22 protein-coding genes are annotated in these 18,923 nt (G+C 63.0%); 11 read left to right on the plus strand and 11 right to left on the minus strand.

All coding sequences use genetic code 11. The features are described 5' to 3' along the window. The first annotated feature begins 61 nt into the window (after window positions 1-61). Window positions 62-781: a cell division ATP-binding protein FtsE gene (gene ftsE, locus AB4Y97_RS09750; RefSeq protein WP_441998841.1), complete on the plus strand. Its 720-nt coding sequence runs from the start codon at window positions 62-64 to the stop codon at window positions 779-781. 5 nt (window positions 782-786) lie between these two features. Beyond that, on the plus strand, window positions 787-1,761 hold the full coding sequence (locus AB4Y97_RS09755) for a cell division protein FtsX (RefSeq protein ID WP_441998842.1): 975 nt from the start codon (window positions 787-789) through the stop codon (window positions 1,759-1,761). Window positions 1,762-1,775: 14 nt separating this feature from the next. Here the strand turns inward: AB4Y97_RS09755 and AB4Y97_RS09760 are convergent, their stop codons facing one another. Continuing rightward, window positions 1,776-1,901 (minus strand): hypothetical protein, encoded by a 126-nt coding sequence (locus tag AB4Y97_RS09760; protein ID WP_441998843.1) that lies wholly within the window; start codon window positions 1,899-1,901, stop codon window positions 1,776-1,778. Between AB4Y97_RS09760 and AB4Y97_RS09765 the strand changes: the two genes are divergently transcribed. The 3 genes from AB4Y97_RS09765 (at window position 1,900) to AB4Y97_RS09775 (ending at window position 4,013) form a co-directional block, all read left to right on the plus strand. Continuing rightward, window positions 1,900-2,601, plus strand: a complete 702-nt coding sequence (locus AB4Y97_RS09765; RefSeq protein WP_441998844.1) for a YdcF family protein — start codon at window positions 1,900-1,902, stop codon at window positions 2,599-2,601. The two genes, AB4Y97_RS09760 and AB4Y97_RS09765, sit on opposite strands and share 2 nt — an antisense overlap. A 132-nt stretch (window positions 2,602-2,733) precedes the next feature. Next, a complete protein-coding gene (locus AB4Y97_RS09770; RefSeq protein ID WP_441998845.1) occupies window positions 2,734-3,501 on the plus strand; it encodes a lysophospholipid acyltransferase family protein in 768 nt (255 codons plus the stop codon). A 77-nt stretch (window positions 3,502-3,578) separates the two neighbouring features. After that, window positions 3,579-4,013 carry a hypothetical protein gene (locus tag AB4Y97_RS09775; protein ID WP_441998846.1) on the plus strand — a complete coding sequence of 145 codons (435 nt, stop codon included), beginning with the start codon at window positions 3,579-3,581 and terminating at the stop codon, window positions 4,011-4,013. On the opposite strand, the gene AB4Y97_RS09780 is transcribed toward AB4Y97_RS09775, so the two are convergent. Then, window positions 4,010-4,549, minus strand: a complete 540-nt coding sequence (locus AB4Y97_RS09780; RefSeq protein WP_441998847.1) for a gamma-glutamylcyclotransferase — start codon at window positions 4,547-4,549, stop codon at window positions 4,010-4,012. The two genes, AB4Y97_RS09775 and AB4Y97_RS09780, sit on opposite strands and share 4 nt — an antisense overlap. Window positions 4,550-4,612: 63 nt before the next feature. Between AB4Y97_RS09780 and AB4Y97_RS09785 the strand changes: the two genes are divergently transcribed. Continuing rightward, window positions 4,613-5,665 (plus strand): DUF2125 domain-containing protein, encoded by a 1,053-nt coding sequence (locus AB4Y97_RS09785; RefSeq protein ID WP_441998848.1) that lies wholly within the window; start codon window positions 4,613-4,615, stop codon window positions 5,663-5,665. Here the strand turns inward: AB4Y97_RS09785 and AB4Y97_RS09790 are convergent. The 3 genes from AB4Y97_RS09790 to AB4Y97_RS09800 all read right to left on the minus strand — a co-directional run bounded on the left by AB4Y97_RS09790 (window position 5,659) and on the right by AB4Y97_RS09800 (window position 8,705). Then, window positions 5,659-6,606 (minus strand): prephenate/arogenate dehydrogenase family protein, encoded by a 948-nt coding sequence (locus AB4Y97_RS09790; RefSeq protein WP_441998849.1) that lies wholly within the window; start codon window positions 6,604-6,606, stop codon window positions 5,659-5,661. The genes AB4Y97_RS09785 and AB4Y97_RS09790 overlap by 7 nt on opposite strands. After that, complete coding sequence (gene hisC / locus AB4Y97_RS09795) at window positions 6,599-7,705, minus strand: histidinol-phosphate transaminase (RefSeq protein WP_441998850.1); 1,107 nt, start codon at window positions 7,703-7,705, stop codon at window positions 6,599-6,601. The genes AB4Y97_RS09790 and hisC overlap by 8 nt, the downstream gene beginning before the upstream one ends. Before the next feature lie 166 nt (window positions 7,706-7,871). Further along, entirely contained in the window at window positions 7,872-8,705 is an 834-nt protein-coding gene (locus AB4Y97_RS09800; protein ID WP_441998851.1) for a chorismate mutase, read from the minus strand. A gap of 162 nt (window positions 8,706-8,867) precedes the next feature. Here AB4Y97_RS09800 and metX point away from each other — a divergent pair, with 162 nt between their 5' ends. Both metX and metW read left to right on the plus strand, forming a co-directional pair. After that, window positions 8,868-10,037, plus strand: a complete 1,170-nt coding sequence (metX, locus tag AB4Y97_RS09805; protein ID WP_441998852.1) for a homoserine O-acetyltransferase MetX — start codon at window positions 8,868-8,870, stop codon at window positions 10,035-10,037. Next, complete coding sequence (gene metW, locus AB4Y97_RS09810; protein ID WP_441998853.1) at window positions 10,034-10,681, plus strand: methionine biosynthesis protein MetW; 648 nt, start codon at window positions 10,034-10,036, stop codon at window positions 10,679-10,681. Before metX ends, metW begins: the two co-directional genes overlap by 4 nt. Before the next feature lie 70 nt (window positions 10,682-10,751). Here the strand turns inward: metW and AB4Y97_RS09815 are convergent, their stop codons facing one another. The 3 genes from AB4Y97_RS09815 to AB4Y97_RS09825 all read right to left on the minus strand — a co-directional run bounded on the left by AB4Y97_RS09815 (window position 10,752) and on the right by AB4Y97_RS09825 (window position 12,208). Beyond that, a complete protein-coding gene (locus tag AB4Y97_RS09815) occupies window positions 10,752-10,937 on the minus strand; it encodes a general stress protein (protein ID WP_441998854.1) in 186 nt (61 codons plus the stop codon). Window positions 10,938-11,132: 195 nt separating this feature from the next. Beyond that, complete coding sequence (xerD, locus tag AB4Y97_RS09820) at window positions 11,133-12,065, minus strand: site-specific tyrosine recombinase XerD (protein WP_441998855.1); 933 nt, start codon at window positions 12,063-12,065, stop codon at window positions 11,133-11,135. Further along, window positions 12,062-12,208 (minus strand): histidine kinase, encoded by a 147-nt coding sequence (locus tag AB4Y97_RS09825; RefSeq protein ID WP_441998856.1) that lies wholly within the window; start codon window positions 12,206-12,208, stop codon window positions 12,062-12,064. The genes xerD and AB4Y97_RS09825 overlap by 4 nt, the downstream gene beginning before the upstream one ends. A gap of 117 nt (window positions 12,209-12,325) precedes the next feature. Here AB4Y97_RS09825 and AB4Y97_RS09830 point away from each other — a divergent pair, with 117 nt between their 5' ends. The 3 genes from AB4Y97_RS09830 to AB4Y97_RS09840 are packed head-to-tail and all read left to right on the plus strand — an operon-like array spanning window position 12,326 to window position 15,389. Beyond that, the gene (locus AB4Y97_RS09830) at window positions 12,326-12,952 is read left to right on the plus strand and encodes a shikimate kinase (RefSeq protein WP_441998857.1); all 627 of its coding nucleotides are present in this window, start codon (window positions 12,326-12,328) and stop codon (window positions 12,950-12,952) included. Between the two features lie 17 nt (window positions 12,953-12,969). After that, window positions 12,970-14,097, plus strand: a complete 1,128-nt coding sequence (gene aroB / locus AB4Y97_RS09835) for a 3-dehydroquinate synthase (RefSeq protein ID WP_441998890.1) — start codon at window positions 12,970-12,972, stop codon at window positions 14,095-14,097. Further along, window positions 14,094-15,389: an HlyC/CorC family transporter gene (locus AB4Y97_RS09840; RefSeq protein WP_441998858.1), complete on the plus strand. Its 1,296-nt coding sequence runs from the start codon at window positions 14,094-14,096 to the stop codon at window positions 15,387-15,389. The genes aroB and AB4Y97_RS09840 overlap by 4 nt, the downstream gene beginning before the upstream one ends. Here the strand turns inward: AB4Y97_RS09840 and AB4Y97_RS09845 are convergent. The 3 genes from AB4Y97_RS09845 to AB4Y97_RS09855 all read right to left on the minus strand — a co-directional run bounded on the left by AB4Y97_RS09845 (window position 15,355) and on the right by AB4Y97_RS09855 (window position 18,922). After that, window positions 15,355-16,278, minus strand: coding sequence for an alpha/beta fold hydrolase (locus tag AB4Y97_RS09845; RefSeq protein ID WP_441998859.1), 924 nt, complete (start codon window positions 16,276-16,278; stop codon window positions 15,355-15,357). The two genes, AB4Y97_RS09840 and AB4Y97_RS09845, sit on opposite strands and share 35 nt — an antisense overlap. Before the next feature lie 179 nt (window positions 16,279-16,457). Further along, on the minus strand, window positions 16,458-18,266 hold the full coding sequence (locus AB4Y97_RS09850) for a glucan ABC transporter ATP-binding protein/ permease (protein WP_441998860.1): 1,809 nt from the start codon (window positions 18,264-18,266) through the stop codon (window positions 16,458-16,460). Window positions 18,267-18,430: 164 nt separating this feature from the next. After that, window positions 18,431-18,922 carry a CAP domain-containing protein gene (locus AB4Y97_RS09855; RefSeq protein ID WP_441998861.1) on the minus strand — a complete coding sequence of 164 codons (492 nt, stop codon included), beginning with the start codon at window positions 18,920-18,922 and terminating at the stop codon, window positions 18,431-18,433. Window position 18,923: the final 1 nt, after the last annotated feature.

Consider the following 18,923-nt stretch of genomic DNA (forward strand, 5'->3'; position numbering starts at 1 on the left):
AAGCATGGCGAATCGGATACCGGCAGCGCGACGGCTGCCGTTCGTTTTCGGCATGTGAAGGATGGTCGGGCAGCGCGTGAAAGCGATTTACGATAATGAATTCGATGAGGAACAGGCCCCGGCCGTGCATTTCGAGAATGTGGGCGTGCGCTACGGCATGGGTCCCGAGGTCCTGCGGGATCTGACCTTCTCGATCGAACCTCATTCCTTTCAGTTCCTCACCGGCCCTTCGGGCGCCGGCAAGACGACGCTGTTGCGCCTGATCCTGCTGTCGGTGAAGCCGACGCGCGGGCTGATTTCCCTGTTCGGCGAGGATGTCTCCGATATTTCCAAGGATGCGCTGACCGGTTTGCGGCGGCGTATGGGCGTGGTCTTCCAGGATTTCCGCCTCCTCGACCATCTGACGACCTATGAGAACGTGGCGCTTCCCCTGCGGGTGCAGGGCAAGGAGGAAGCGAGCTACCGGGCGGAAGTGGTCGAGCTCCTGCGCTGGGTGGGGCTTGGCGACCGCATGCATGTACTGCCGCCCGTGCTCTCCGGCGGCGAAAAGCAGCGCGCCGCCATCGCCCGCGCGCTGATCGTGCGCCCCGACCTGCTGCTCGCCGACGAGCCGACAGGCAACGTCGACCCCTCGCTGGCCCGGCGGCTGCTGCGTCTTTTCATCGAGCTCAACCGGCTCGGCACCTCGGTCGTCATCGCGACCCACGATTTCAGCCTGATGGAACAGCTCGACGTCCGCCGCCTCGTGCTCGGCGACGGCAGGCTGCATATCGACGAGTGAGCCCGATGAACGACGTTTCGCGTTCGCGCGCTCCCCAACCACCGGCGCAGGATGGGGACAAGCGCCCCCTCCCCGCCTCGCTGAGGCGCAACGCTCCCCTCGTTCCGGTGGATTCCGCGGGCGGGCAGGCGCTTGCCGCCGTCATCGCCATTCTGACCTTCCTCGCCGCCCTCTGCGCGGGCGGGGCCGAGCTGGTGGCCACGAGCTCGACGCAATGGCGCTCGGACATTGCCCGTGAGGTGACAATCCAGGTCCGCCCGAACCCGCAGCGGGCAATCGATGACGACGTGGGGCGCGCCGTGGCCCTGGCACGCCAAACTCCCGGAGTGGAGCAGGCCCAGGCCTTCTCCAGACAGGAATCGGAGCGGCTCCTAGAGCCCTGGCTCGGCACCGGCCTCGATTTCAACGATCTGCCCGTGCCGCGTCTGATCGTGATCAAGCTCAAGGCCGACACGAAGCCGGATTTCACCAAACTACGCCAGTCCCTGCGGGATCAGGTCCCGGGGGCGAGCCTCGACGATCACGCTCTCTGGGTCTCCCGGCTTTCGACCATGGCGAATACCATCATCGGTATCGGCGTCTTCCTGGTCAGCCTCGTTCTCGTCGCGGCAGGACTTGCCGTCACCTTCGCGACGCGAGGAGCGATGGCGGGCAACCGGGAAGTGGTCGACGTGCTCCACTTCGTGGGCGCGAACGACGATTTCATCGCCCGCGAATTCCAGCGCCGCTTCTTCAAACTCGGGCTTCGCGGCAGCGCCGCCGGGGCCGGCGCTGCGCTCATGTTGACGATCGGCCTGGGTTTCGTGACCCGATCCTGGCGGGCGAGCCCGACCGGGGATCAGCTCGAGGCCCTGTTCGGCTCCTTCAGCATCGGCTGGCGCGGCTATGGCCTTGTCATCCTCATTGCGCTCGCGGTGGCGCTGATCACGGGAATCGTATCCCGTTTGACGGTGAGACGTTTTCTTAACGGAAATGGTTGATGGTTACCCTCTGATTAAAGGGTTGCCTCTCCATTGCCGCATTCTGCATTATCTTCCGCCGAGATGACCTCGCGAACGCAGAGCTTGGCGACGATGGGCGCCATGGACACGACGGAGGCCTTGGGCTGGGGCTGGACCATGTCGGGATCGCCTTCTCTTGCCGGCCGTCGATCCAGGGCAGGTCGTGTACTGCGCTTTGCCCTTTATGGTTTTGTTGCCTGTCTCGCCATCAGCTTCTTCGGCTTCCTCGGCTTCGTCTATTCCCTGGACCGTTTCGAGCAGAAGCCCGAAACGCGGGCCGACGGCATCGTGGCGCTGACCGGCGGCGCGCAGCGCATCGGTGATGCCATCGACCTTCTGGCTCAGGGCTATGCCAGGAGGCTCCTGATTTCCGGGGTCAACGAAAAGACCAGCCGCGACGAGATCTTCCGCCTCAATCCCGGCCAGCGGCGCCTGTTCGATTGCTGCGTCGACCTGGATTACCGGGCCCGCAACACCATCGGCAATGCCATCGAGACCCGGCGCTGGGCCGAGCAGAACCAGTTCGACGCGCTCATCGTCGTGACCTCGAACTATCATATGCCGCGCACCCTGGTGGAACTCGACCACGCCCTGCCCAATCTGCAGAAGATCCCCTATCCGGTCGCAGCGACCATCGATCCGCATGAGTGGTGGCACAACCCCTCGACCGCACGGGTGCTGTTCTCCGAATATGTGAAATTCCTCGCCGTATGGGTGCGGACGCGATTCGAGAAGGATCCCGAACATTCCTCGGTGGCGAAGATCATGAGCGGCGGAAAGCCGATCCAGCACGTCGCCGCCGAGCCCTTGTGGCGCTGAAGCGCTCTCACGCAAAGAAGTTCCGGTTCACTTTAAAATGCAGCCGACGGAAAGAGAGCGTTTCTAACGGCGGAAAAACGCTCTAGAGTGATTTTTCGCGGGGCATGAGGCCCCGCTTTTTTCATCGAAGCCATGCTCATTCTCCGATCCCTGCTGTTCAACATCGCGTTCTACATCAACATCACTTTCTGGATGATCGTCCTCATTCCGACGCTCGCTCTGCCGCGCCGGATCTTCATGCGCGGCGCCAAGCTCTGGGCGCAGTCATCCCTCTGGCTTCTGCGTGTGCTCGCCGGAACCAAGCTGGAGGTTCGCGGGCGGGAACACATTCCTCCGGGCGGCTTTCTCGTTGCCGCCAAGCACCAATCCCTCTGGGAGACTTTCGCCCTTCTGACTTTCTTCAAGGATCCGGCCTTCATCCTGAAGCGGGAGCTCATGTGGATCCCGTTCTTCGGCTGGTACACTTGGAAGGGCGGCTCCGTGCCGGTCAACCGCAAGGCGGGCTCGCAGGCCCTCATCAGGATGATGGCGCGGGCCCATGAAGAGGCAGAGCACGGACGCCAGATCCTGATCTTCCCCGAAGGGACTCGCCGTCCGTCCGGGGCACCCCCGGCCTACAAATTCGGCGTTTCGCATCTCTATCAGAATCTCGGTGTGCCCTGCCTTCCCGTGGCCCTGAACTCGGGCCTGTATTGGCCGCGCCGGCAGTTCATCCGCCGCCCGGGCACCATTCGCGTCGAAATCCTGGAGCCAATCCCGCCGGGCCTGCCTCGCGACGTATTCTTCAAGGAACTGCAGGACCGAATCGAGACCGTATCCGACAGGCTGACAGACGAGGGGCGCAGCGAGCTTGGCCTCGCTCCCCTCCCCCGTCCTGCGACGAAATTGTCCAATGCCTGAAATCACAAGGCTTTGATAGTTTCTTGGCTTTGATAGATTCTTGACGGAGTCTCCACCGGTTCTTATCTTAAGAACAAATGGCGAACAAAAGAACCATATCTTGGTCCATGGCGATGCGGGATCTCCGCAACGACCGGACGCGGAGAGCGGGCGTGCGTGAGGAGCGGTTACGGGCAACGGCGGGCCTTCGTTCTTCCGAAACCCTGAGTTCATGGCGGGGCCGCTCCGGCCGCCGCTACATCGTCGGTGTCCATCCTCTCGTCGAGGCGGAGGTCTTCGACGTGACCGATGCGGTGATCCTGGCGGTGAAGCGCGATGAGGCCGGCACGGCCCGTGTTATCGATATCGCCACCGCCGGTTCGTATCCCAGCGAGCAGGCCCGGGCCCGCTGGATGGCCGAGGTGCAGGATCGCGGCGCGAACGAGATGCATGTCCATCGCCTCGCCCATGACGACCGCGAGCGGCGCGCCGTCATCGAAGACCTGCGCCAGGACGGAAACGAGGATTGCTAATCCATCACCTGCGTGACCCGCTGCAGCAGCGGGTCGACGACGCCCATGCCGACGAGATGCTCATGGGTTGAGCGAACGTAATCCGGATTGATGCCGGAGATTCCTTTCCCATTCCGCACCAGCCGAACAATCTCATCGAAGGACAGTCTGCCCGCATATTGCGGGTGCGCCCGGTCGACGATATAGGCCAGCGCCCTCACGATGTGGCCATCGTCGAGCCGCAGGGGCAGATGACGCTCCAGATAAACCGATGTGACCTGCTCGCGCTCGCGCAGGTAATGGACGGTCGACTCGGCTTCCTCCTTCGCCACGCGAAATGCGACCCCGTGGCAGCGTCCGCCCCGGTCGAGGCCGAGAACGAGACCCGGTTTCTCGGGCGATCCGCGATGGACGTGGGAGAAGACGCAGAGCGAGCGGTGATAGCCGTGCAGATGGGCATGACGCTGTTCGACGAAAGGAAAGCCCGGCCGCCACATGAGGGAGCCATAGCCGAAAACCCATAAATCGGTTGCGTCGTCCTGCATTTCGACCGACATGCCTGATCCTTGCCTGGATCCGGCGCTAGCAGTTGCCAGGAAGCGAGACAATAGGAGACCCGAATGGATGAGGCCACCGCTAAGGAGAACGTTCGCGCCAGCCGCTTCTGGCTCTACACGCCGTTCGTCCTTCTGCTCCTGATCGCCATCGCCTGGAGCGCCGCTTGGTTCGTGATTCGCAACCGCACCACGGAATCGATCGATTCGTGGTTCGGCCTGGAGGCCAGGGCCGGCCGGGAATGGACCTGCCAGGACCGGAGCGTCGGCGGCTTTCCGTTCCGGATGGAGGTGACTTGCGGTTCCCTCAGCCTGAAGCACGGTGCGGTGACGGCCTCGTTCGGCCGGGTGGAATCCGTGGCACAGGTCTATCAGCCCCGCTTCGTGATCACGGAAATCGAGGGGCCGCTGCGGCTTACCGATGGAACGGTGACTGTGGAAGGGCGCTGGGATCTTCTTCAGACCAGCGTCCACGCTACGCCCACTGGCCTGCAGCGGCTCTCGGCGGTCGCCAAGGCTCCGACCGTCACGGTGACGGGCCTGACGCCCGAGCCCATCGCCGTCTCAAGCCAGGAAACGGAATTCCATGTGCGGCCCGACCCCGCCCGAGGGCAGGAAAAGGCCTATGATGTGGCCACCTCTGTCCGACAGGCTCGGATCCCGGCGCTCGATAACCTGATCGGTGGCACGCAGCCCACCGATCTCCAGGCCGACGTCACCATCACGAAGGCTGAAGGATTCCGGGGTCGGCCCATCGCCGAGGAACTGGAGCGCTGGCGCAGCGACAGTGGCAAGCTCGATATCGCGATGCTCGCCCTCACCAAGGGCTCCCGCCGCATGGAGGCGAAGGGTGAGCTCGGCATCGACGAGCAGCACCGCCCCACCGGGATGCTCAACGTCGCCGCGGCGGGCCTCGACGGGCTCCTCGGCAACGTAATGGGCGGCCGCTCCGGCGGAGCGCTGCTCGGCGCGCTCCTGGGCCAGGGCGCGCGGGCCGCGAACGGTCAGGCCAATGCCAAGCCTGCCCTCGTGCCCCTGCCACCCTTACGCTTCGACAACGGCTATCTGGCACTCGGCCCGTTCGTGGTTCCGAGCGTCAAGCTGCCGGTGATCTACTGACCGTCGCGCCTGCGGCCGAAATCGGGCTCAGGCGTTTCCTGCCCTTCCGAAATGATGCCCCTGCGAATGGCGCGGGTGCGGGTGAACAGCTCGAAGAGCTTGTCGCCCTCGCCCCAGCGGATGGCGCGGGCGAGCAGCGCGATGTCCTCGTTGAGACGGCCGAGCATTTCCAGCACCGCTTCCTTGTTGTGCAGGAACACGTCGCGCCACATGGTCGGGTCCGAGGCAGCGATCCGGGTGAAATCACGGAAGCCGCCGGCGGAAAACTTGATCACCTCTGACTGGGTCACGGTTTCAAGATCCGCCGCCGTGCCGACGATGTTGTAGGCGATCAGATGCGGCACGTGGCTCGTGATGGCGAGCACCAGATCATGATGCTGCGCCGTCATGACCTCCACATTCGAGCCCATGGCGGACCAGAAATCGCGCACGCGGTCGATGGCTGCGTCCTCCGTGCCTTCCGGCGGCGTGAGAATGCACCAGCGATTGAAGAACAGCGTGGAGAAGCCGGCGTCAGGCCCCGAATATTCCGTGCCTGCCACCGGATGGGCCGGAACGAAGGACACGCCCGGCGGCAGATGCGGCTGCACCTGGGCGATCACGGACCCCTTCACCGAACCGACATCGGAGACGATGCAGCCCGGCTTGAGGCTGCCCTTGATCGCCTCCGCCACCGCACCGCAGGCGCCGACCGGCACACAGAGGATGATGAGATCGGCTCCTTCAGCGCCTGCAGCGAAATCAGTCGTCGCCTCGTCGGTGAGCTTCAACTCCTTCACGCGGCCGATCACGGCCTCGTCCTGGTCGATGGCGACGAGGGTGCGAGCGAGGTTGAGATGCCGCGCGGCGCGCGCGATCGAAGAACCGATCAGCCCGAGGCCGATGAGGGCGACGCGCTCGAAGAGCGGCGTCTCGAGAGGAGGTCCAAGACGCTCAGGCATGGGTTTTTGCGCCGCTCAGAAACTCGCGCAAGGTCGCGACGACCAGCCGGTTCGCCTCCTCGTCACCGATGGTAAGCCGCAGGGCATGGGGCAGGCCGTAGCCGTCGATGCGGCGCAGGATCAGCCCACGGCTCGTCAGAAATGCATCCGCATCCTTCGCCGTCTTGCCCGTTTCCCGAGGAAAGTGAATCAGGAGGAAGTTGCCGACGCTCGGCGTGACCTCAAGACCCAAGGCTTCGAGCTCGGAGGTGAGCCAGGCGAGCCATTTCTCGTTGTGGGTTACGGCCTGTGCCAGATGGGCATCGTCCTGGATCGCAGCGATACCGGCCGCCATGGCCGGGCCGTTGACGTTGAACGGCCCCCTGATGCGGCTGACCGCGTCGATGATATGGGGGGGGGCGACCATCCAGCCGAGCCTCAGGTTGGCGAGACCATAGATCTTCGAGAAGGTGCGGGTCATCACCACGTTATCCGCCGTGGCGACGAGTTCGAGACCGGCCTCGTAATCGTTCCGGCGCACATATTCCGCATAGGCCGCATCGAGCACGAGAACCACATGCGAGGGCAGGCCCGCATGCAGGCGCTTTACCTCGTCGAAGGGCAGATAGGTGCCGGTCGGGTTGTTGGGATTGGCCAGAAAAACGATCTTCGTCTTCGGCGTCACCTTGGCGAGGATCGCGTCCACATCGGCCCGGTAATCCTTCTCCTTCGCCACGACCGGAACGCCGCCGGCAGCCAGGATGGCGATGCGATAGACGAGAAAGCCGTGCTCCGAGAACACGCCCTCGTCGCCCGGCCCCACATAGGCGCTGGTGATCAGCGAGAGAAGCTCGTCCGAACCCGCACCGCAAACGATGCGGTTCGGATCGAGCCCGTATTTCGCGGCGATGGCCTCGCGCAGGCGGGTGGCCGAACCATCCGGATAAAGCTCGAAATGGTCGAACGCCTTGATGGCCTCGATTGCCTTCGGCGACGGGCCGAGGGGGGTCTCGTTGGAGGACAGCTTATGGATCTTCGCAACCCCTGCGGCTGCGCTCTTGCCGGGCACATAGGCCTCGATCTGCATAACGCCGGGACGGGGTTCGGGACGGGCGGACATGAAAAATTCCTGAAAAGGGTCGGTTTCGAGAATGGCTCTAGAGCATCGTGCGCAAAAGTGGACCCGGTTTTGCGACCACACGATGCTCTCATCAGAGGAGAAAACATCGGATGATCCTAAAAGTGCAACCCACTTTTAGGTCCGATGCTTTAGCGCAGCTTGAGGTTCATTTCACGCGGAAACGTTCGGCATGGCTGCCGATCTCGACCAGTTGCGCCAGGCTGGCGCCCGCATCGGTCAGGGCGGCATGCAGCCGGGGCGCTTCGACCGTTCCCGGCACCGCGATCAGCACCGAGAGGCCATAGGTATCGGCGGCACTGGCAACGGCTTCGCCTCCGAGCCTGGAGAGGGTCGCCCCCACATCTCTGTGCCAGCGCTCGAACTGCGCGGCATAGAGCACCACATCGCGCACGGCCGCATCCGTCAGAGGCTTGGAAATGACGAAGACCGGCGTGCCGGCCGGATGGTCGGGCCGTTCGATGAAGGGCAGCCGCGCGATGATCTTCGGCCGGTCCTTGTCCGCAAGCGAGCGCCACCATGCGCCGCTGGAGGCGCCCTGATCGATCCTGAAGATGCCGAGATCGCCGCGACCCGACGCCACGGCCTCGATCACCGCCGTCGCGCTCGGATGGGTAAGGTAGGGCACCGTGAAACCGAAATGGAACCGGGCCGAATCGCGCATGGGCGCATCGCCGCCGGAAATGTCAGCGTGCACTGCATAAGGAGCCTGGACATAGGTGAAGGTGGCGATGATGACCCGCCAGATGCTTTCCACCGTGTCGAGCGGCAGGAGGCCTTCGTGGCGCTCGGCCAGCGCCCGCATCATCGAAGCCTCGCGGCCCGGCCGGAATGCCGAACCCGATTCCGAGGTTTTCTTCACCGAAATGAGCCGGTCGATGATCATTCCCCGCTCCATCAGAAGCCGGTGCATCGACTCATCGATACGGTCGATTTCCTGACGCAGTTCGGCAAGGGAGGGGACGGTCTTTTCGATGGACATGGCGGCAATCCTGAACAGCGGGCCCTTCTTCGCAGCCTCGCGCGGCCATGCCAAGCCACAAATGGGCCTGATCGGGTCTTGCTGAGGCTTTATGTTCGTTGACCTGGGAGCCCGTCCGAATTACCGCTGTTCGGCAGATCGAACGCTTCCGCCATTTCGAGCATGACCAGCGCATTTCAGTTCCCCGAGCCGCGAAGCCAGATCGACGATCCGTCGAGCCCTGTCGCACGCTTCGGAGCGAATGAGCCGCTGGTGATGGATGCGGGCATCCCTCTCGGACCCTGGCAGATCGCCTATCAGACCTATGGCGCACTGAACGCTGACAAATCCAACGCCGTCCTGATCTGCCACGCCCTGACCGGCGATCAGCATGTGGCGAATGTCAGCCCGGTGACGGGAAAGCCCGGCTGGTGGACGACTATGGTCGGGCCGGGCAGGCCCATCGACACCGACCGTTTCTTCGTAATCTGCGCCAACGTGATCGGCGGCTGCATGGGCACCACCGGCCCGGCCTCTGTGAACCCGGCGACGGGACAGTCCTATGCCCTCGATTTTCCGGTCATCACGATCCGCGACATGGTGCGCGCGCAGGCGGCCCTGATCGACAGGATGGGCATCGAGAGCCTGTTCTGCATCATCGGTGGTTCCATGGGGGGCATGCAGGTCCTGCAATGGGCGGCGAGCTATCCGGAACGCGTCTTCTCGGCCCTTCCCATTGCGACTGCCGCGCGCCATTCGGCGCAGAACATCGCCTTCCACGAGGTCGGCCGCCAGGCGATTATGGCCGACCCCGACTGGCGCGGCGGCTGCTATCTCGCGGAAGGGACGCGCCCCTCCAAGGGCCTCGCCGTGGCCCGCATGGGTGCGCATATCACCTATCTCTCCGAAATGGCCCTGCACCGGAAATTCGGGCGCAATTACCAGGACCGCAGCGCGCCGACCTTCTCCTTCGACGCCGATTTCCAGATTGAGAGCTATCTGCGCTACCAGGGCCTGTCCTTCGTCGAGCGCTTCGACGCCAATTCCTATCTCTATGTGACGCGGGCCATGGATTATTTCGATCTCGCGGCCGAGCACGGCGACAGCCTGGCCCGCGCCTTCAAGGGATCGGCGACCCGGTTCTGCGTGATTTCCTTCACCTCCGACTGGCTTTTTCCCACCTCCGATTCCCGTGCCATCGTCCATGCGCTCAACGCCGCCGCGGCCTCGGTCGGTTTCGTCGAGGTGGAGAGCGACAAAGGGCATGATGCCTTCCTGCTCGACGAGCCCGAGATGTTCGCCGCAGCACAGGGCTTCATTGACGCGGCGGCCCGCGCGCGGGGGATCGCATGACGCGTTCCACCACCATGCTCCTGCCCGCCGAAGGACAGGATGGCCCCCGTCTCGATTTTCTTCTCGTCGCCGACATGGTGGCGGCAGGGTCCCGCGTACTCGATATCGGCTGCGGCGACGGCTCGCTTCTGACGCTTCTGCGCGATCGCAATGGCGTCGACGGACGCGGCATCGAGATTTCCCGCGAGGGCGTGAATGCCTGCCTCGCCAAGGGATTGCCAGTCATCCAGGGCGATGCCGACACGGACCTTGCCGATTACCCGGACGACACCTTCGATTACGTCATCCTCTCCCAGACGATCCAGGCGACGCGACAGCCGAAGGTGGTGCTTGAGCAGCTCCTGCGCATCGGCCGCCGGGCTATCGTTTCGTTTCCGAATTTCGGGCATTGGCGTGTGCGCCTAGACCTTCTTCTGAAAGGCCGGATGCCCGTGACGGAAAACATGCCCTATTCCTGGCACGACACGCCCAACATCCACTTCTGCACCATCCGCGATTTCGTGGAATTGTGCCGGGAAGTCGGCGCTCAGATGGAAAAAGCGGCGGCTCTCGACGCAGGCGGGCGCCCGGTGCGCATGACCTTGCCATGGTGGGCCTGGAACCTGCTCGGCGAGCAGGGCGTCTTCCTGCTCAAGCGGCGCTGAACCGACATGGGAAAGGGCCGCCTTTCGGCAGCCCCTCCAAAAAGTCTCAATGATCAGGAATTCGGCTCAGCTAGCGCTTGCCGCCACGTGAATTTTGGCCACCTTTGCGACCGGCCTCGCTGGCCAGGTCACGGTCCTTGGAGAAGGAGCGATCCTCGGGAGGAACGCTCTCTCCCCCTTTACGGGCGATATCCTGCTGCTTGTTCTTGTCCATCGAACCAAACCCGCGATTCGAAGATCCTGGTGTATTAGGCATAATACAGCTCCATGAGTATGCATCACTCGCCTGACCAACGCATGAACCTCAGCATCGTTCTAGCTTATCAATAAATTATCTCATATTTCTTGAGATTATATTAGAATAATACTCAAAATATAAGCATAAAATCTTTTTCATTGCCAAGTTTTGAAAAATTGTCAGCTCATTTGACTATTATAAATGCGACAATTCTCACCCTTCTCCCGACGACAAGGGATGCAGATCGCGCACCATGCTCTTCAGGCGCTCGTCCAGCACATGGGTATAGATCTGCGTGGTCGAGATATCCGAATGGCCGAGCAGTTCCTGCACGATGCGCAGGTCGGCTCCGTTCTGTAGCAGGTGGCTGGCGAAGGCATGCCGCAGGACGTGCGGGCTGACCTTGTCCGCGCGAAGCCCGGCCGCGGAGGCCACCGTCTTCAGGTCGCGGGCAAAGGCTTGGCGGGTGAGATGGCCACTTTCGCTGTCCGCCGGGAACAGCCATGGACCAACGGCCTTCCCCTGTTCCTCCAGAAGAGCCAGATAGGCGCGTGCAGCCTCCCGCGCCGCCTCCGTCAATGGCACCAGTCGCTCCTTGGCGCCTTTGCCGCGCACCACGAGAAAGCGCTCTCGGGTCTTCGCCGCGCCGCGGGGGAGTGCGATGAGCTCGGAGACGCGCAGGCCCGTGGCGTAGAGAAGCTCGAGCAGGCAAGCCATACGCGAGGCCCGCAGGCGCTCGGCAGGCGCCGCCTCCTCCTGCCCGGCGGCTTCATGGGCAACCTGGAGCAGGCGGTCCACCTGATCGACCGAAAGCACCTTGGGCAGAACCCGCCCGCGCTTCGGCGCGGAGACGGCCGCGGTGGGATCGGCGGGCGCATAGCCTTCGACATACAAAAACTTGTGGAACTGGCGGACGGCAGAGAGCCGCCGGGCCGCAGAAGAGGCCTTCAGGCCCCTCTCCTCGAGGCTTGCCATGAAGCCGCGCACCGTTGCGGCGGAGGCGCTGTCAGGCTGGCTCCCGGCCTCGCCGAGATAGGTCAGGTAATCGTCGAGATCGCGCCGGTAGGCATCCAGCGTGTTCTTCGACGCGCCACGCTCGGCGGCGAGCATATCCAGGAAAAGGCTCGCGTGCCGGGCACCGCTCATTGGGAAGGCGGGCGGCTGCTTGGAATGGGAACCGTGATTTCCCGCGGTTGAGGCTCGACAAGGGTCGCCAGAGCGAAAACGACGGCGAAACCGAGACCGGCGAGAATGGCGACGACGACAAGAAACCGGAATAAAGTCGGCACGGGCCCCTCTTCAAGGTTTTAACGCTACAACCACGCATAAGCCGCAAAGGCAAGTCTTTACGGAATTCACCGGCAACCTCCTGTGACAGAGTGCGGCCCTCATGCTAGGACAGGGCCATGAACGATATCAGCCGCTTCAACTCGCTTGATGAAGGCGGCGGGCAGGATACCGGACGCCAGGGCGGCCATCCCATCAGCCGCAGGCTTGGCGCGCGCTCTCTCGTGCTCGTCGGCCTCATGGGCGCCGGAAAAAGTACCGTGGGCCGCCGGCTTGCCCAAAAGCTCGGGCTGCCCTTTCGCGACGCGGACCACGAGATCGAGGCCGCGGCCGGAATGACGATCCCCGACATCTTTTCCATTCATGGGGAAGCGCATTTCCGCGATGGGGAAAGGCGTGTGATCGCCCGCCTGCTGCAGGAGGGTCCAATGGTGCTCGCCACCGGGGGCGGAGCCTTCATGAACGAGGAGACCCGCGCCGCCATTGCCGAGAGCGGCATCTCCGTCTGGCTCAAGGCCGATCTCGACGTGCTCATGCGGCGCGTCCGCAAGCGCGCGACCCGCCCCCTGCTTCAGAATCCCGATCCGGACGGTACCATGCGCAGACTCATGGACATCCGCCATCCGGTCTATGCGACCGCGGATGTAACCGTGTATTCGCACGAAGCACCGCATGATCGGGTCGTGGCCGACGTGATCAAGGCCTTGGAAGACTGGTTCGAGGAACAAGGGAGTTCTCTGCAGTGAGTGGCGTAGCGGTTCGGATGCCGGAAAAATCCGTCACAACGGTTCCGGTTCCGCTCGGCGACAGGTCCTACGAGATCCTCGTGGGGCGCGGCCTTCTCGAAGGGGCGGGTGCGCGTATCGCAGCGCTTGGCGCGCGAGCGGCGGCCATCGTTACCGACGAGCATGTGGGTCCGCTTTATGCCGAAACCCTGGTCGAGGCCTTGCGCCGGCAAGGCCTGCGTACCGTCGTCATCACCTTGCCTCCCGGCGAGGCGACGAAGTCCTATGCTTCGCTGGAGCAGGTCTGCGACGCGGTGCTGGAAGCGAAGATCGAGCGCGGCGATCTCGTGGTGGCGCTCGGCGGAGGCGTGATGGGCGACCTTGCCGGGTTCGCCGCCGCCGTGGTGCGCCGGGGCGTTCGCTTCGTGCAGGTGCCGACCAGCCTGCTCGCTCAGGTCGATTCGTCGGTCGGCGGCAAGACCGGCATCAATTCACGCCACGGCAAGAACCTCGTCGGCGCCTTCCATCAACCAAGCCTCGTCCTTGCCGATACCGCCCTCCTGGACACGCTGCCGCTTCGCGAGATGCGGGCGGGTTATGCGGAGGTGGTGAAATACGGCCTCATCGACGATGCCCGCTTCTTCGACTGGTGCGAGACCAACTGGCGCGGAGTCTTCTCCGGCGAATCCGAGCGGGACGAGGCCGTGGCGCAAAGCTGCCGCGCCAAGGCCGCGGTCGTGGTCCGCGACGAGCGGGAGGACGGCGACCGCGCCCTGCTCAATCTCGGCCATACCTTCGGCCATGCCCTGGAGCGGATCACGCGCTACGATTCCACGCGACTGGTCCATGGGGAGGGCGTGGCCATCGGCCTGTGCCTCGCCTTCCGCTTCTCCGTCACCCTGGGGCTCTGTCCGGCGGCCGATGCGGAGCGCGTCGAAGCGCATCTTTCCGCCGCTGGACTTCCCACGCGGCTGAACCATGTTCCGGGAGGCTGCGGCACGGTCGACGAACTGCTTGACGCCATGGCGCAGGACAAGAAGGTGAAGGGTGGGGCTCTGACCTTCATCCTGGCGCGCGGCATCGGGCAAAGCTTCATCGCGCACGACATCGCGGTCGAAAGCGTCCGGTCGTTCCTGGAAGGTGAAAACAGCACATCGCAACCATGATCGAAGATCCCTCTACCGAGCTTTGGGTCGCGGCCCTGGTCGTCATCCTCTGTCTTCTGCTATCCGCCTTCTTCTCGGCCGGCGAGACCGCCTTCACCGGCGCATCGCGGGCGCGCATGCTCTTTCTGGAGAAAGGCGGTGATGCCCGCGCCAAGCTGGTGAACCGCCTGCTGCAGATGCGCGAGCGTTTCATCGGCACGGTCCTGATCGGCAACAACATCGTCAATATCGGCGTGTCCGCCTTCGCCACGAGCATGCTCGTCGCAATGTTCGGCGATGGCGGGGCGCTTTATGCCACCGTCATCATGTCGGTCCTCGTGATCGTGTTCGCGGAAGTGCTGCCGAAGACGATCGCCATTTCCTCGCCCGACAAAGTATCGCTGGGCCTGTCGCGGCCCATGACATGGGTCGTGGCCATTCTCGGCCCGCTCGCCATCGCCATCGAGCGGCTGGTGCGGCTCATGCTGCTGCCTTTCGGGATCCGCATCGGTGCGAATACGCCGATCCTCTCCGCGAGCGAGGAAATCCGCGGTCAGCTCGACCTCCTGCACAAGGAGGGTAACGTGGAGAAAGTAGAACGCGACATGATGGGCGGCCTCCTCGACCTCGAGGAGCTGACCGTCTCCGAGGTGATGGTCCACCGCACCAAGATGCGCACCATCAACGCCGACCTCTCTTCGGAAGAGATCGTTCGCGAGGTTCTCTCGTCTCCCTATACCCGCCTGCCGCTCTGGCGCGGCAGCCAGGAGAACATCATCGGCGTGCTGCATGCCAAGGATCTGCTCCGTGCGCTCGATGCCGTCGGCGGAGATGCGAGCAAGCTGACGGTGGAAGCCATTGCGCTGGAAAGCTGGTTCGTCCCGGACACCACCTCGCTCCGCGACCAGCTCAAAGCCTTCCTCGCCAAGAAGACCCATTTCGCCCTCGTCGTGGACGAATACGGCGAGGTGATGGGACTTATCACGCTCGAAGACATCCTTGAGGAGATCGTCGGCGACATCAAGGACGAGCACGATCTCTCGGTGCAGGGCGTACGGCCCCAGCCGAACGGCTCAGTGAACGTGGACGGATCGGTGCCGATCCGGGATCTAAACCGGGTGATGGACTGGAACCTACCGGACGAGGAAGCCACCACCATCGCAGGCCTCGTCATCCACGAGGCGCAGGCGATCCCCGACACAGGCCAGATCTTCACCTTTCATGGTTTCCGCTTCCAGGTTCTACGTAAATCGAGAAACCGGATCACCGCGCTTCGGATTACCCCACTCGCGCCGACGAAGAAGGGGAGCTAGCCCGCTTCAGGAAGGACACAAGGGCTGCATTGACGGTGTCAGATTCCTCGAGATGCACCCAATGGCTGCCCGCTTCGACCCAAAGGGCTTCCCCTTCATCGCAACGAGCCAAGCTGGCCTCGGCCAGCCCTTTTTCGAGGTAAGGCTCGCGAAGCCCCCAGATCAGAAGCGTTGGCACCCGCACGCGGGCATTCCTATCCTTGGGTTTGCGAACAAGCGCCCGATACCAGTTGATCATGCCTGTCATCGCTCCGGGGACCGACCACGTCTTCATGTAGCGCTTCAGATCCGCATCGGAAAAGGTCCCCGGTCGGCAACCCAGATGGACCAGCCCTCGCAGAACAGCGAAGTTCTTGAAACTCAGGAGCGATTCCGGAAACCAGGGAATCTGGAAGATGCCCATGTAGATGCTGCGGAGCAACTGCGTCGGATGCCGCCATATATAGGGCATGAGCACGCTGGGATGGAACGCGTTGATCGCCACCATTCGCTCCACCCGATCGGGATAGCGGGTCGCGATCCACCAAGCGATGAGCCCTCCGAAATCGTGGCCGATGAGATGGAATTTCTTTCGACCATAGGCGTCCGCCAATCCGACGATATCGGCCGCCAGCACATCGAGATCGTAGGCTCTCAGGCCGACCGGCTTCTCGCTGAGATTGTAGCCGCGCTGATCAGGTGTCACGACCCGAAAGCCTGCGGCGGCGAGATGGCCGACCTGACGTCGCCAGCCCCACCAGAAATCGGCGAACCCATGCAGAAGAATGACGAGAGGAGCGTCTGTCGCTCCTAGTTCGACATCGTGAAGGGTAATGCCATTCGTCTGATGAGTCGTAGAAGCATTTTCTGGCCATTCAGGGATGGCCAAGTCTCGCGTGGTCGCTGTCATTTTCCCCGTCCTGGAGAAAAGCTTTGTTCCGTCATCACCCTTACCGCAACCACGTTTCAGGGCAAAATTTAAAAATTCCCCGAACTTTGGCTTCATGAACAGATGCTTCATGAACAGATGAAAACAGTTATTACTCCCGCGGCTGGATGGGGAGCGATGGCTCTAGGATAATAAACTCATCATTCCGCGGGAGCGGGCTCCGGCAGATTCTGCCCGGTCTGCTTCGGTTTGTCTTCGCCGGCGATGAACTGCGCCTTGGCGAGTTCGGCGAAGCGTTCGCCCTTCGCGACAAGTTCCTCGAAGGTGCCGCTTTCGATGACCCGCCCCTTATCGAAGACAAGGATGCGGTTGGCATTGCGGATGGTGGCGAGGCGGTGAGCGATGACGAAGGTCGTGCGACCCTTCATCACCTCGTCGAGGGCCATCTGCAGCTTTTTCTCCGTGGCGGCATCCAACGCGCTGGTTGCCTCGTCGAGAATGAGGATCGGCGGGTTCTTCAGGAGCGCCCGGGCGATAGACAGGCGCTGACGCTCGCCGCCGGACAGGGAGCGTCCCCGTTCGCCGATGATCGAGTCGAGCCCATCGCTTTGACGGGCGATGAATTCCGTGGCCTGCGCGCGCTCCAGCGCTTCGATCATCTCCGCATCCATGGCATCGGGCCGCCCGACCTGCAGGTTCTCGCGGATGGAACGGGCGAACAGCATCGGCTCCTGAAACACCACGCCGATATTGCGGCGAAGCGACGACAGGCTGAGATCGCGGATGTCGTCGTCGTCGATACGGATGACGCCCGATTGCGGATCGAAGGCTCGGTGCAGAAGCCCCAGGGTCGTCGACTTGCCGGAGCCGGTCGCACCGACGAGCGCCACGGTCTCGCCGGGGCGGACGGTAAACGTCACATCCTGGATCGCGGGCCGTTTGCCGTCATAGGAGAAGCTGACATTCTCGAAGGCGACCTTGCCCTTGAAACGGTCGACATTCTTGGCGTTGGGACGATCGTGAACCACGGGCGCGGTATCGAGAATCTCGAAGAACTCGCGCATCTTCGGCGCCTGCATGAAAAGCTGGTTGACGAAGCTCACGGCCTGCTCCAGCCGGGAGATGAGCATGGTGGCGATGCTCATGAACATCACCACCTCGCCGATGGTGGCAAGCCCGTTGAGATGAAGCCAAGTGCCGACCAGGAAAATCGCAGTGACAGTGATGGTCGCCGCCGCGCGGGAGGCGACGGAGGCCAGCGCCCACCAGGAGAGAACCGGATTTTGCGCCTGCAGGAGCTGGTTGATGATGCTGCGCAGCGAGCTCGCTTCAGCCTCGACCCGGGTGAAGGACTGGATCACCGGCACATTGCCGAGGGCGTCGGACGCATGTTCCGCGAGGCTCGAATGATAGCGCTCCACGGAGCCTTGCAGGCTCTCGGTCTTGCGCACAACGATGGTAGTCAGAACGGCGAAGATGACGACGAGCGCCACGAGGAGAAGTCCCAGCCGCCAGTTAAGGAAAACGGTCAGCGGCAGGAGAACGACAAGGGCAATGAGAGCAGCAAAATGTTCGCGAAAGAACCCCAGCCAGAGCCACGCCATGCCGTTCGAGCCCTCGAGCATCACTTTCAGGACGCGGCCTGAATGGGTCGAAGTGTGGAAGGCCAATGGCAGTTCAAGCACATGCTCGAAATAATTCGCCACCACGGCAAGGCGCCGGCGATGCGCGAGCCGATCGGCGTAGAGCGCCACGAGGACCCCCGCGCCTATGGAGAAGAAACCGAAGGCAATCCATGCTGCGATGAGAGGAGCCAAGGTCGTGAAAGTGATCGTTGGCGACCCGGGAATCTGCGCCTGAGTCAGGACATCGATGATGCGGCCAAAAAGGATCGGCTCGGCAAAGGCGGAAATGGCGAGCGCGACATTCGCTGCGGCCAGAAGGGCACCGACCTTCAGATCGGAACCGAGCTGACCGAGAACACGGACGTATAGACGAATCATCCACATGCGCCGTTACCTGCGCATTCGGCAGAATTCGAAGGAACCGACCTTCCGTTCCACTCCAGACACATGATGACCGTCTCGACTTGCTTCAGGTCCCGTTTCATAAACCTAAGCCTGTCTCGATCAACGGCAATCCCGTGATTTTGTTCGCAAGCGAGTGGACGAACTCAGCGCCTGTCCGCCGCGACCACCAGCGCCCAGTAGACCTTGTATTTCGAGTTTGGGGCATAGGCCGTCGCAATCCCGATCCGGGTCGCTTGCAGGTCGAGCAGCACCTTGTCGTGCTGCGGACTCTCCCGCCAACCGGAAAAAGCTTCCGCCAGAGTGTGGTAGCCGGCGGATAGGTTCGTGGCCGGGGCCTTGAAGCCGGCAGCTGCGAGACGGGCCTTGAAGGCATCGGCGGAACTGGGTTTGTCCGCCGCCGCCATGGCCTGCGCCTCGGCTTCCGCCGCGGCCTGTAGGTCCGGGTCAAGGACCAGGGGACCGAGACCCTTGTTGCGGCGATAGGCACCGATCATGTCCCGCGCCATCGCGGCATCGACGACAGCATCGGCCCGCGCCATGGAAGTGTAGAAAGTCGGGGTTTCGCTGCGGCGAGGCGTGCTCTGGCACGCCCCAAGCGCAACCGCCAGGAGGCTGAAGAGGATGATGCGTTTCATG

Origin of the sequence: Microvirga sp. 2TAF3, from assembly GCF_052114965.1 — a bacterium.
Lineage (GTDB): Bacteria > Pseudomonadota > Alphaproteobacteria > Rhizobiales > Beijerinckiaceae > Microvirga.